Here is a 12,768-nt window from a genome sequence, read left to right on the forward strand (position 1 = left end):
GAGGCGCGCGGGGCAACCTGCGCGCCTTTTTCTTTTTGAGCGCCTTCCTTTGTGTTTCGACCAAGGGACTTGCCTGCCCGCCGCGAGACTTGACGCCAGGTCGGTTCTGATCAAACCTCGGTTGAAAATGGGGGTGAGGAAATGCGCGGTCTGGTACTATCATCATGTATTCTGGTCGGGGCGAGCTTCTTGGGTGCTCAGGCGCAGGAGTCCGCGAAACTCGACACGGTCACCGTTACGGCGAGCGGTATTGATAACGGGGATATGCAGACGGCGCCTGCCGTCTTCCGGCATGTCAGGGCCGACTTCGTCCTTGTCGAAGTGAACTGCCAGTCTGCCAGCCGCGATCCCGGCGCACGAAAGACAGAACTTGAAACCATGTTCTCCCGCCTCAAGAAGGCAGTGTCTTCGACATCTGGCTATGAATTGTTCGGTGGGGAGCTTGGCCTAACGAATGCGCCGATCAACACTGTCCTGTTTGACGATATCTATGCCGACTATTCCAGCCAGGGCCATTTTACCCTCACGCTCAGCATTGATACGAAGCCTGACGAGACGTTCGACGTGCTGATGCGCCGCGCAGCGGCCTTTCTGGAGGGCATAAAGATTGAAGGTCGCTCCGAAGCGTATCTCGGCGAGGAGCAATTTCTCGGTGCACGCGGGACCGACAAGCACCGGGCTGACCTGATCTCCGACATTCGCAAGGAAGCCTCTGCTCTCCAGCAGACCTTTGCGCCAGCTATCGTGACCGTCTCAGGACTTGAATCGCGGGTCGTAACCCAGCCCTCTGGTCCGCTCGAACTCGAAATTTTCATTCCCTACATGATGAGCGTCGAATCCCGCCCCGTGGGTGGACCTGCCTGAACACCTCGAAGCGTAAGCTCAGAACCGGAACGTATTGCCGAACCGCAGGATTGCGCTTGTCTGCACCGAGCGGAAATTCTCGCGGAAGTCATCGCCATCAATGATGGCGCCGTGGCCGAGGGCGAGGAAGACTTCCGTTTCCGGACGCACTTCCCATTGCAGCCTGCCGAAGAAGGACAGGCTGTTGGAGATATTGTCATACTGCGTCTGCGTCGACATGGAGAGCGTCGGCGAGAAATTGAACACCGTATCCATCGACCCGATCTGCACGCTCACCTCACCGGCCGGCACGGAGATATCCTCACGCGAATAGGAGGCCCGCACGTCCACGCGCGCATTGGGCCGCATGTTCAGCGCAAGCGCATATTTCGTCGACGTGCCGCCATAGAAGTTGCGATGGCGTATCTCGGCCACCGTGCCATAGGGCCGCGCCAGCGATGACTGCAGCTTCGCCCGCACGCCGTCATTATTGTATTGCCCGACCGGCACGACCAGTCCGCCCGGCAGGTTGAACGGCGCGGTGATCGTCTCCTCATTATTCGTCAGGAAGAACGAGATGTCGTCCGTCCACTTCGTCTGCAGGCCAAGGGCGACCTCATTGGTCCGCGTCTCCTCATTGCCATCAAGATCGGTGATGAATTCGTGCCGCGTGCCGAACTGCCACCAGCGCATCCAGCCGCCGGACTGGCGCAGCCGCCTGTTCCAGCTGGCCGAATAATCCCGCGTGCCGGGCCGGTTCACGAAGCCGAGCGCCGGCGTGAAGTCCTGTCCGATCTCGCGCGCCTCGACGACCCACGAGAGCGCATCATTCGGATAGTCCACCCGCACGCCATAGGAATCATCATCTTCCACCAGAGACGAGAAAGAGCGCTGGTAGAACATGTCGGCCTGCAGCCGCCCGCCGCCGAGGAAGGATGGCGTCTGGTAGAGATAGTCGATCCCCGCCAGTGAATTGTCCGATCTGCCGGTCGGGTCGCCATTGGTCGCGATGACGCCGATACGGGAGCCGCCGAAAATGTCCATCGCCGCGCGGGCCACTGACAGGTTCTGGGAATCGATGCCCGCCGCCTCGCCGGTCTGGGCCGTCAGCATGCCCACCTGCACGCCGCCAATTTCGCCGCTCAGTTTGGCCCCGCCCTTCACGGTCACGCGCTGGCCGTTGACGATACCGATGCGCCGGGAAAAGAAGGGCTGCCCGTTCGGTGTATTCGAATTGGCCGAGATGCTGTTGGATGAGGAGCCGAAGGTCTGCCCGGCAAATTCGAAAAAGGCCGCATCCTGCAGGAAGAAGTCGCGCGTTTCCGGGAAGAAGAGTGAGAAGCGGCTCGTATTGATCTGCCGGTCATCGAGCGGTGTGTCTGAAAAGTCCGTGTTCAGCGTCAACAGGCCGGTCAGCGACGGCGTGATCTTGTAGGAAATATTCGCGCTCGGCTCGATCGACAGGTCATCGTCGCGCGGTCGGTCCCAGTCGCGCGAGGCGCTCAGGCCCGCCTGCAGCTGCACTTCCACGCCGTGGCCCTGATTGATGTCATGTATGCCGACCAGCCGGCCTGCGCGCGAAAAGCCGAACTTGTTCACGGATGGGTCAATAGCGGCCCAGCGGATCTCCTCGCTGGCATGCGATCGTTCGCGGGTGATCATCAGGCCCCATCCGTCGCCGCCGGGTTCAAAGCTCAACGAGCGGAAGGGAATGACGAATTCCGCCGTCCAGCCATCATCGGTGACCTCTCCAGCCGCATCCCAGATCGTGTCCCACTCATCAACCGGGCGCCGATTGGCCTGAATCAGGCGTTCGGCCCGCACGCCAAGCGCGTTCACATCAAATCCGAAGCCGCTCAGCCCCGTGTCGAACGGGTCGATATAGAAGCGCACCATGTCGTCGCGCCAGACATCCCCGTCGCGCTCGAGAATGGTCGCGAAAATCTTTTCCGGTTCATCATCATAGGCGTGAATGGCCACATAGAGCGCGTCCTCGTCATAGGCCATGTAGACGCGCGTCTCCACACTTGGCGGGCCAACGGTCGGCTCAACCTCGTAGAACTCGGAAATCTCGGCCGCCTTGGTCCAGACAGCATCGTCCAGCTTTCCATCGATACGCGGTGCCTCGGACTTCTCGATCCGCGTCGGCTTGACGGTCGGCTTATAGGTCTGGAAATCGCGGGGGGCCTGTTCATCGGCAAATCCGGCTGCCGCGCCGGACAGGGCCAGTCCGGCCGCAAGGGCTATACGCAACAAAGGTGATCCTCCCCCACCGCCGGATGGGTGTCCGGCGCGTTTTTCTTGGCTGCTTGTCACAGAGCTTGCAGCCGGGCGCGAGGCGCGAGAGAGCTTGGGGCGTTATAAAGCCTTCCTAGCGCCTTGTTTGAGCGCCGGGGGATTCTGTTGCAAAAATTTTGCGCAAATCAGGGCGGCGCACCGAAGCCGCCGGCGCCTAGAACGGCACGTTCGGGTCGGTCTCGCCTGTGCCGCCGATTTCGAGCCCGGCAAAGTCGAACACGCGCGGGTCATGCAGGTGGCTCGGGCGAACGGTGGCAAGCGCATGCGCCATCACCTGCCGCACGCCGGGCTTCTTGCGTTCCCATTCGTCCAGCATCTGTTTCATCGCCCCGCGCTGCAGCCCGTCCTGGCTGCCGCACAGGTTGCACGGAATGATCGGGAAGCTCATGGCATCGGCAAATTTCGCAAGGTCGTCCTCTGCCGCGGTGATCAACGGGCGCAGCACGAAACAGTCGCCCTCGTCATTCAGCAGTTTCGGCGGCATCGCTGCCATGCGACCGCCATGGATGAAGTTCATCATGAACGTCTCCAGCGCGTCGTCGCGGTGATGGCCCAGCACTATGGCCTCACAGCCTTCCTCTCGCGCGATGCGGTAGAGAATGCCCCGGCGCAGACGCGAGCACATGGAACAATAGGTCCGCCCCGCCTCCACCTTCTCGGTCACGATGGAATAGGTGTCTTCGGTCTCGATCCGGTATTTAACGCCCGTCGTGTCCAGCCAGTCCGGTAGCACGTGCTTTGGAAAGCCCGGTTGGCCCTGGTCAAGGTTGCAGGCGACGAGGTCCACCGGCAGGGCGCCCTGCCATTGCAAATCCATCAGAACGGCCAGCAGGCCATAGGAATCCTTGCCACCTGACAGGCAGACCAGCCATTTCGGGCGCGGCTTCTCGCCTGCATCCACCGCCCGCCGGTCGACCATGCCGAAATCGTCCACGGCTTTCAGGGCGCCGCGCACCAGCCGCTTGCGCAGCTTCTTGAAATTCACCGAGCTGGGCGCATCGGCAAACAAAGGCGGGGCAAGGGGAGGGATCGTATCAGCCATGACGGCCAGCTTTGCCACGGGAGAGGGGCCGGAATCAATCGCGCAGTGCGGCCCCACTTATCCAACCCCAAACCAGCCCGGCGTATAATGTCGCCGATGCCGGATTATAGCCTCTTCCGCCCCATGCGGGGCCTGCCTTGGTACCTGTTGCCTGTCTGGCCGCTGATCTACGTCCAGATCCGCCGCCTGCAGGCATGGTTCTACGCCAATTGCGGCCCTGAATCCGAGATGCACTGGGCTGTCACCAAACATGGCCGCGTCGACCTCATCCGCCTGTCCGATGACATGTGTGCGACCCCGAAGCATCCTTGGGTTCCGATCCAGCTGTCCCACAGTTTCAACACGGCTTTGATGGTGGAAATGCCCACCCCACATCCGTGTCCGCGGCGAACGCCGGGGCCTCAGGCGATGGCTTCCGAACAAACTGCAAGAAATCCCGGCGTTCGCCGGGAATTCGGATGTGTGGGACCAATCCCGGACACCTGACCCGGAATCAACTCTCAAAACAGGAAATACACCCTCCAAGCGCCCTCACAGGCGTCGCAGGTGCATCAGCTACGATCAGCCCAAAAACGGAATCCGGAACATCCGCTTGAATTTCCACCAGCGGCGCAGGCGCACATTGTTCGGCCCGTCATTGGCGTTGCGGGGGACGAGAATGTCGTTCATGCGCGGTTGGTAGCGCCGGATCAGGTCTTCTTCCACGCGGGCGCGGTCGGCGCTCTTCTTTATCACCAGCACGTGGCGCTCGGTGGCCCCGCGTTTCCACCAGGCCTCCCACCAGCGCTCATGCCCGATCAGGCGCGAGCGGAAGTTCGTCGCCTTGCCGATATAGAGCGGGAACAGGAAGAAAACGAAACGGCGCTGGACAAAGACATAGATGCCGCCACCTTCGGGCAGGCCCTTTGGCGTCAGTGTAATCTTGAAGCGATACGGGCGTCCCGATTCGCCCAGCCACGTGTGCCAGCCAAACAAAAACAGCATGCGATTCGTCTCCGTCCCCAAAGCGGCAACCTGAAACATGCGTGGTTAATGCAGGATTAACGGTTTGCCGCCGGTAGGGAAAGGGCGCGATCTGGCAACGATCACTAGCGCCGCGCAGCCGAGCATGACAGGAACCGCCCCACAGGCTGCGCGTAGCGCTCGTGAACCCCTCAGCTCAGGATACCCCATTGAAACTCCGCGTCAGGTCTGAACTCGTCTACGCTTTCCCGCAGGATACTCAGGCCATCGTCGCGATCCATGTCGCCCGAACGCCTGACCAGGCCATCCTGTCTGAAAGCCTCACCATCTCTCCGGATGGTCCGATCCTGCAGGACATGGCCGACCATCATGGCGAGCGCCGTTTCCGCGCGGCCTTCGAGGGCGAGACAAGCATCGTCTACGAAGCGACCGTGGACAATGCCAAGCCCCGGCTCCTTTCGCCGAATGCAAGGCTTGAGCCCTGGCTCGAACTGCCGCCGCCTGTGCTCGAATACCTGCTGCCGAGCCGTTACTGCCCGTCCGACAAGTTCATGTCCTTTGCGCATCGTGAGTTCGGCGACCTCGCCCCGGGTGGTACACAGGTCCTTGCGGTGCTCGACTGGATCTACAATCATGTCGACTATGTGCCGGGCTCCAGCCATGGCGGCACCACAGCCGAGAACACGTTCGTTGATCGCGCCGGCATCTGCCGCGACTTCACACATCTTGGTATCAGCATCTGCCGTGCCCTGAATGTACCAGCCCGCGCCGTCAGCGCCTATGCCTGGCAGCTCAACCCGCCGGACTTCCACGCCGTTTTCGAAGTCTATCTGGACAGCGTCTGGTGGCTGGTTGATGCGACGCGGCTTGTGCCCGTCGAGAATCTGGTGCGCGTGGCAACGGGCCGCGACGCCGCCGATATCGCATTCCTCACCACATCGGGGAGTTGCGACCTGATCAATCAGGCTGTCTCGGTCGAGCTGCTTACCGCGTGACTTGCGCGGCCCGGCTGGCGATCAGCTCACGTATGGGCCGGAAGCTTGTGCGGTGATGCACACACGGTCCAAGCCGTTGCAGCGCCTCGGCATGGGCAGCGGTGCCATAGCCCTTGTGCCGGGCGAAGCCATAACCGGGATGCACCGCGTCCATATCTTTCATCAGTGCATCACGCTCTGTCTTGGCGAGGATCGACGCGGCCGAAATTGCCGGTTCGGTGAGATCGCCCTTGATGATCGCGCGCGCCTCGCAGGGCAGGTCCTTTGGCAAGGCGTTGCCGTCGATCAGGATCATCCCCAGCGGGCACTGCCTGGCAATGCCTTCTATGGCGCGCGACATTGCAAGGAAGGTCGCCTCGCGAATATTCAGGCGGTCGATCTCTTCAACACTGGCATGCGCCACGCAAAAGGCCGCCGCGCGTTCGCGGATCAGCGGTGCCAGCGCATCGCGCTGAGATTCCTTCAATGCCTTTGAATCCGTCAGGCCTTCAATCGGGCGTGCCGGGTCCAGCACCACGGCGCCAGCCGTCACCGGGCCGGCCCACGGGCCACGGCCAGCTTCGTCGACACCGCAGGTCAGAAGGGTCATTGTGCGCATCGCAAGAGTCCAGCGCGAGTCGGCCTTGCTATAAACCCCACGCTCCTATTCATTGCAGTCTTTCCCCCGCCCGCCACGAGGATTCCTCCGCACATGACTGAATTACTCGCCTCTCCCGCCTTCTGGGGCAGTCTCGCCACGCTGACCTTCCTTGAGGTCGTGCTTGGTATCGACAATCTGCTCTTCATCTCCATCGCCACCGGCAAGCTTCAGGGAAAGCAGAAGGCGCAAGCCACCCGCGTCGGCATATGGGGGGCCATGTTCCTGCGCATTGCCATGCTGGGGCTCATCTTCGTTATCATCGGGCTCGACAAGAATGCCTTGTTCCATCTGCCGCATGCCATCGCGGTCATGGTATCCGGCGGTGACGAGGCCCTGATGCATCATGTCGAGGACGTGACGATAAAGGACCTGATCCTGCTGGCTGGCGGTCTCTTCCTGCTATGGAAGGGCACGCAGGAAATCCACTCGGCCGTCGAGGGCACGGGGCATGAAGAGACAGACGCCAAAAGCGGCTTTACTGCGGTTATCATCCAGCTTTTCGTTATCAACTTCGTCTTCTCGCTCGACAGCGTGATTACTGCCGTCGGCATGACGGATGATCTCATCGTGATGATCAGCGCGGTCGTCCTGTCGACCCTCGTCATGGCCATAGCGGCTGACCCTCTTGCGAAATTCATCGCAGTGCATCCAACAACCAAGATGCTCGCTTTATCCTTCATCCTTCTGGTGGGCGTGGCCCTTGTGGCCGATGGCCTCGGCTTCCACATACCGCGGGGCTACCTCTATTTTGCCATCGCCTTCTCGCTGGCGGTTGAGCTGCTCAATATACGCGTGCGCAAGACCGCACCGGAAAACGGAGATCGTTGAATGTCAGAGCCCTATGCCATCCGGATCCATGAAACCGGCGGACCGGACGTCCTGAAGAAGGAAGCGTTCGAGCCTAAACAGCCAGGCCCCGGTCAGGCTTTGGTGCGCCAGACAGCCGTCGGCCTCAACTTCATCGACACCTATTATCGCACCGGCCTCTATCCCGCGAAGTTTCCCTTCACGCCGGGCGGCGAAGGCGCTGGTCTGGTCGAGGCCGTGGGCGAAGGCGTCACCAATGTGAAGGTCGGAGATCGGGTTGGCTATGTGGCCTCGGGCGCCTATGCCACGCACTTGACTGCGCCAGCTGGCAGCCTCTTCAAACTGCCCGATGGCATCACCGACGAGGACGCCGCTGCGGTCATGCTGAAAGGCCTGACCGCCTGGATGTTGCTGTTCGAAATTCGCCCGGTCCAGAAGGGCGATACGCTGCTCGTCTGGGCACCGGTCGGCGGCGTCGGCAGCCTGCTCGTGCCATGGGCGGCCAGCCTCGGCGCACGCGTTATCGCTGTCACCTCGTCCGAGAAGAAGGCCGAGCTTGCCCGCGCCTCTGGCGCCAGCGATGTGATCGTCGGTTATGACAATGTCGCTGAGCAGGTGAAGGCTCTAACCGACGGCAAGGGCGTCGACATGGCGCTCGACAGTGTCGGCAAGATAAGCGCAGACGCCTCGCTATCGAGCCTCAAGAAGCGCGGCTGGTTCGTGTCGTATGGCAACGCGTCAGGGCCGGTTGATCCTATCGCGCCAGCGCGCCTCTCAGCGGGCGGTTCGCTGGTTATGACGCGGCCCGGTCTGTTTCACTTCATCGATACGCCGGACGCTTTGGCACGTGGGGCGAAGCTGCTCTTTGCTGCGCTTCAGTCAGGAACAATCAAGGCCGAAATCGGTCAGAGATTCCCGCTCGCGGATGTCGCTGACGCCCATCGCGCGCTCGAAAGCGGCAAGACGACGGGCGCGACGGTTCTCATTCCCTAGGCTGAGTTCGTGGCGCTGAGGATTTCCAACCGGGATGCGCGGCGGCTGTGGCTGGAAGCCCAGGGCCTGTCCGCCGCGCCGACCGGCCCGCTGGACTTGCCGGGCATTATTCGCCGCCTCGGCTTCGTCCAGCTCGACACGATCCGCGTCGTCGCCCGCGCTCACGACCATATCCTCTGGAGTCGCAACCAGAACTATCGCGAGCCCCTGCTGGAAAAATGCCTCGCGCGCGATCGGCATGTATTCGAGCATTTCACGCATGATGCCTCGCTCATCCCGATGGACTTCTATCCCATGTGGCGCCGCCAGTTCCGCCGCATGGAAGCGCGCTTCGAACGCTCTCAATGGTATCGCACCATGCTGGACGCGGCTGGGCGCGAAGACATCAAAGCGCGCATCGCAGCGGAAGGCCCGCTCAGCACCAAGGCCTTCGACACGAAGATTGAAGGCCCCCGCGAGATGTGGCGCCGTCCACCTCACAAGCTGGCGCTCGATTATATGTGGTATGTCGGCGACCTCTCGACCTCGCACCGCGAGAACTTCACCAAACATTATGACCTGACGCACCGCGTGATCCCGCAGGACCTGAGAGATGTAGTGCATGCCGATGACGCCCAGTTGGACTGGCTCTGCCGTGAGGCGCTCGCCCGGTTAGCCTTCGGCACGGTGGGCGACATCCAGCGCTTCTGGGCGGCGGCGGACTTGGCGGAGGTGAAGGCCTGGACCCTTGCGAATCCTGAAGAGCTGGTGCCGGTCGAGGTGGAATGCGCGGACGGCCAGTGGACGGCCGCGCTCGCCCCGACAGATATCGAGACCCGTCTGCAGCACGCCCAAGCGCCCACCTCACGCCTGCGCATCCTCAACCCGTTCGACCCCGTCGTCCGTGATCGCAATCGCCTGACGCGCCTGTTCGGCTTTGAATACCGCATCGAGATTTTCGTGCCTGCGGCCAAGCGCCAGTGGGGCTATTACGTTTATCCGCTGCTGGAGGGTGATCGTTTCGTCGGGCGGATTGAGGTGAAGTCAGACCGGGACAAGGGCGAACTCAGCGTCCACAATCTCTGGGTAGAGCCCGGCGTGAAATGGACCGGTGCGCGGCAGGCGAAGCTGGACGCAGAGCTGGCCCGCATGGCGCGCTTTGTAGGGGCAACGGACGTGATCTGGCTTACGGACTGAGCGCTGCGGCCATCTCGGCAAGCTTCGCCACCGTGTTCATGTTCCGCGCTGTACCGGATCTGGCTGACGGGATCTGGAGTTTCGATTGGCCTTGGCCATCCGGATAGAAGACATAGAGTTCCCGTGTGCCTGGCTTCAGGACTTCAGCGGTCTGGTGCTTCAGGCCCTCCAGGGCATCGGCATGGGGCGCGGCTTCAAGGAAGATCGCGACGACCCGATTGCCTGGCTCATTGGCGAAAGGATTATTGTCGCGCACCGCCGCCATTTCCTTGGCCGTGCGCACGAAGACGCCGACAGGCTTGCCGGCATAGGCTTCCAGCCGCTGGTCCAAAGCCGCCCGGACTTTCGCTTCCGACAGGTCTGACCGGAACACGACATTGCCGCTGGCAATATAGGTTTTAACGCTCGTGAACCCCGCATCCGCGCACATGGCGGCCAGTTCCGTCATTGCCAGCTTGCCCGTGCCGCCGACATTCACGGCCCGCAGGAGCGCCACAAAGGCTGTCACTGCGGATCACTCACCGGCAAATCCAGCAACAGCGCCGGGTCGATATAGAAATCACCGCCGCGCGTATCGCTCTCGGTATTGCGCCATTTGACGGCCCAGTGCAGGTGCGGGCCGGTCGTGCGCCCGGAATTACCCGTCTTTGCGATCAGGTCGCCTCGCTTCACCACATCGCCCGGTTTCACATCCACTTCCGAGAGGTGCATGAAAACCGATGTCAGCCCGTGGCCATGGTCGAGGAAGATGGCGCCGCCTTCATAATAGAGGTCCGGATCGGCGAGGATGATCGTGCCGTCCGCTGGCGCGACAACCGGCGTGCCGATCGGCGCCGCCATGTCATAGCCCTGATGGACAGAGGTCGATTCGCACGGCTTGCCGGTCACGTTTGAGACGCCAATATATTTCCGCGTCGGCCCAAAAGGCGAGGAGGCAGGCGCCTCGGTCGGCTTGATAAAGCCATGAAGCGCTCCGGCGCCGGGATGGAATGTGGCGAATGCGTCCTGCTTGATCTGCCAGGAGCGGGCGGCATGCGCCTTCTGCTCGGGCGAGCGGGCATCAACCTTGTCGCAGTCAAAGCCCTTGATGGTGCGGAACTCGTCATGACGTTCGGCAATGGCAAGATCACCATAGGAGCCGTCAGAGGCTGTCCAGCCGATGACCGCTGGTGCCTTGGAGCTGATGCCAAACTGGGCAGAGCCAGCGGCATCGGCCACCTGTTTGACTCCCGCAACCGCGAATGTTTCGCCCGGGGCGCCATGGCAGATGACGAGCCCGCCCTGCGTCAGGGCGCCATCGCAGACAGGTGTAGCGGGCTGGGATGTGGCAACGGGGTCTTCACCGGGCACCTGCGCACACGCGCCCGTGCAGATGACAAGGGTTAGCAGGATTTCCCGCAGCATCATCCCTTGGCGGGGATCATGCGCGTGCCAGCGGCGGCGGCATCCCAATAGGGCTCCTGCCGGTCAACGCTCCAATAGCGCAGCGCCTGCAGTGGAATCTTGCGACCGGTGACGGCACACACAACAAAATCGCCGGGCGCGAGCACCTGGATATCGGCATCGAGATAGCGAAGCCGTGCTTCGCCCGCTTGGCGGTTGGAACGTGTCAGCATTCTGTAATCATGCCTGATCCGGGCGGAAAAGAAAAGGTGCGGAGAACAGAAAGTTTCCGCTTTGTTCCAGAGAACAAATATGGTACATCCAAAATATGGAAGGCAATAGGGGGCCTTGCCAAACTGACCCCCATAGTGGACCTAAGGAGACGACTCATGGCCAAACCAGCGCTACAACTTGTGGACAAGGAATCCGGTGTGGATAAGCAAAAGGCTCTTGAAACGGCTCTAAGCAATATTGAGCGCTCTTTCGGCAAGGGCTCGGTCATGCGACTGGGCGATCGGAAAGTGATGGATATTGAAGCGGTGTCGACCGGTTCGCTGGGGCTCGACATTGCGCTCGGCATTGGCGGCATACCGCGCGGGCGGATCATCGAGGTCTATGGTCCGGAAAGCTCGGGCAAAACGACGCTGGCCCTGCATTGTGTGGCTGAAGCCCAGAAGAATGGTGGCGTCTGTGCCTTTATCGATGCTGAGCACGCGCTGGACCCGGTCTATGCTGGCAAGCTGGGCGTCGATCTCGACGACCTGCTGATCTCGCAACCGGATACAGGCGAACAGGCGCTGGAAATTGCCGACACGCTGGTCCGCTCCGGCGCCGTTGAACTCCTCGTCATCGACTCCGTCGCTGCGCTGACACCGCGTGCCGAACTTGAAGGCGAGATGGGCGATTCCCTTCCCGGCCTGCAGGCTCGCCTGATGAGCCAGGCGCTGCGCAAGCTGACCGGTTCGATCTCCAAATCGAAATGTACCGTCATCTTCATCAACCAGATCCGCATGAAGATCGGCGTCATGTTCGGCAGCCCGGAGACCACATCCGGTGGTAACGCCCTGAAATTCTATGCCTCCGTCCGCCTCGACATCCGCCGTATTGGCCAGATCAAGGAACGGGACGAGGTCATCGGTAACCAGACCCGCGTCAAGGTCGTCAAGAACAAGGTGGCTCCGCCTTTCCGGCAGGTCGAATTCGACATCATCTATGGCGAAGGCATCTCCAAGACTGGTGAGCTGATCGATCTCGGCGTCAAGGCCGAAGTCGTCGAGAAGGCCGGGTCCTGGTATTCCTACAAAGGTGAACGGATGGGTCAGGGCCGCGAGAAGACGCGGACCTTCCTGAAGGAAAACCCGGCCATTGCTGACGAGATCGAGGATTCGATTCGCCGCAATGCAGGCCTTCTCGCCGATGAGCTCCTTACGGCCGGCATGGAAGCCGACAAGGATGATGATATCGAGCCGGATGCCGCCGAAGGCTGATACTTGCCCGCCAATTGGCATCTGAACGGCCGAATTCGGGCTTTTCATCTCCTGTTTGCAGCCAGGTCTTGTACCTGAACTTGTCCCTTTGTGGCGCACCCGGCTTGGCGCGCCGCAAAGGGACCTTTATATCGCCGGTTG

General features: G+C 61.4%; 14 protein-coding genes. 7 read left to right on the top strand and 7 right to left on the bottom strand.

All coding sequences use genetic code 11. The annotated features are described in order from the left end of the window. Positions 1–141 precede the first annotated feature (141 nt). A complete protein-coding gene (locus HOC_RS02285; RefSeq protein WP_156950343.1) occupies positions 142–864 on the top strand; it encodes a hypothetical protein in 723 nt (240 codons plus the stop codon). 18 nt (positions 865–882) lie between these two features. On the opposite strand, the gene HOC_RS02290 is transcribed toward HOC_RS02285, so the two are convergent. Together HOC_RS02290 and ttcA are read right to left on the bottom strand one after the other, a co-directional pair. Then, on the bottom strand, positions 883–3,099 hold the full coding sequence (locus HOC_RS02290; protein ID WP_206741521.1) for a carbohydrate binding family 9 domain-containing protein: 2,217 nt from the start codon (positions 3,097–3,099) through the stop codon (positions 883–885). Positions 3,100–3,295: 196 nt separating this feature from the next. Further along, positions 3,296–4,183, bottom strand: coding sequence for a tRNA 2-thiocytidine(32) synthetase TtcA (ttcA, locus tag HOC_RS02295; RefSeq protein WP_035535560.1), 888 nt, complete (start codon positions 4,181–4,183; stop codon positions 3,296–3,298). A 96-nt stretch (positions 4,184–4,279) separates the two neighbouring features. Between ttcA and HOC_RS02300 the strand changes: the two genes are divergently transcribed. Continuing rightward, positions 4,280–4,669: a hypothetical protein gene (locus HOC_RS02300; RefSeq protein ID WP_156950344.1), complete on the top strand. Its 390-nt coding sequence runs from the start codon at positions 4,280–4,282 to the stop codon at positions 4,667–4,669. Between the two features lie 75 nt (positions 4,670–4,744). Here the strand turns inward: HOC_RS02300 and HOC_RS02305 are convergent, their stop codons facing one another. Further along, on the bottom strand, positions 4,745–5,167 hold the full coding sequence (locus HOC_RS02305; RefSeq protein ID WP_051624446.1) for a GIY-YIG nuclease family protein: 423 nt from the start codon (positions 5,165–5,167) through the stop codon (positions 4,745–4,747). Positions 5,168–5,355: 188 nt separating this feature from the next. Between HOC_RS02305 and HOC_RS02310 the strand changes: the two genes are divergently transcribed. After that, the gene (locus tag HOC_RS02310; protein ID WP_035535566.1) at positions 5,356–6,141 is read left to right on the top strand and encodes a transglutaminase-like domain-containing protein; all 786 of its coding nucleotides are present in this window, start codon (positions 5,356–5,358) and stop codon (positions 6,139–6,141) included. Here the strand turns inward: HOC_RS02310 and HOC_RS02315 are convergent. After that, positions 6,131–6,730, bottom strand: coding sequence for a ribonuclease HII (locus HOC_RS02315; protein WP_199285870.1), 600 nt, complete (start codon positions 6,728–6,730; stop codon positions 6,131–6,133). The genes HOC_RS02310 and HOC_RS02315 overlap by 11 nt on opposite strands. Before the next feature lie 102 nt (positions 6,731–6,832). On the opposite strand from HOC_RS02315, the gene HOC_RS02320 reads away from it, so the two are divergent. The 3 genes from HOC_RS02320 to HOC_RS02330 are packed head-to-tail and all read left to right on the top strand — an operon-like array spanning position 6,833 to position 9,757. Then, positions 6,833–7,609 (top strand): TerC family protein, encoded by a 777-nt coding sequence (locus HOC_RS02320; protein WP_035535570.1) that lies wholly within the window; start codon positions 6,833–6,835, stop codon positions 7,607–7,609. Further along, complete coding sequence (locus HOC_RS02325; protein ID WP_035535572.1) at positions 7,610–8,581, top strand: quinone oxidoreductase family protein; 972 nt, start codon at positions 7,610–7,612, stop codon at positions 8,579–8,581. 9 nt (positions 8,582–8,590) lie between these two features. After that, positions 8,591–9,757 (top strand): winged helix-turn-helix domain-containing protein, encoded by a 1,167-nt coding sequence (locus tag HOC_RS02330; protein ID WP_035535574.1) that lies wholly within the window; start codon positions 8,591–8,593, stop codon positions 9,755–9,757. Here HOC_RS02330 and HOC_RS02335 read toward each other — a convergent pair. From HOC_RS02335 to HOC_RS02345, 3 genes are read right to left on the bottom strand one after another with little or no spacing between them, the layout of a single operon-like run. Continuing rightward, the gene (locus HOC_RS02335; protein ID WP_035535577.1) at positions 9,747–10,265 is read right to left on the bottom strand and encodes a DUF1697 domain-containing protein; all 519 of its coding nucleotides are present in this window, start codon (positions 10,263–10,265) and stop codon (positions 9,747–9,749) included. The genes HOC_RS02330 and HOC_RS02335 overlap by 11 nt on opposite strands. Next, a complete protein-coding gene (locus tag HOC_RS02340; RefSeq protein ID WP_051624447.1) occupies positions 10,262–11,164 on the bottom strand; it encodes a M23 family metallopeptidase in 903 nt (300 codons plus the stop codon). Before HOC_RS02340 ends, HOC_RS02335 begins: the two co-directional genes overlap by 4 nt. Further along, entirely contained in the window at positions 11,161–11,373 is a 213-nt protein-coding gene (locus HOC_RS02345) for a DUF2093 domain-containing protein (protein ID WP_034735721.1), read from the bottom strand. Before HOC_RS02345 ends, HOC_RS02340 begins: the two co-directional genes overlap by 4 nt. A gap of 156 nt (positions 11,374–11,529) precedes the next feature. Here HOC_RS02345 and recA point away from each other — a divergent pair, with 156 nt between their 5' ends. Then, positions 11,530–12,627, top strand: coding sequence for a recombinase RecA (recA, locus tag HOC_RS02350; RefSeq protein ID WP_035535579.1), 1,098 nt, complete (start codon positions 11,530–11,532; stop codon positions 12,625–12,627). Positions 12,628–12,768 lie beyond the last annotated feature (141 nt).

The organism is Hyphomonas oceanitis SCH89 (assembly GCF_000685295.1).
Classification (GTDB): Bacteria; Pseudomonadota; Alphaproteobacteria; order Caulobacterales; family Hyphomonadaceae; genus Hyphomonas; species Hyphomonas oceanitis.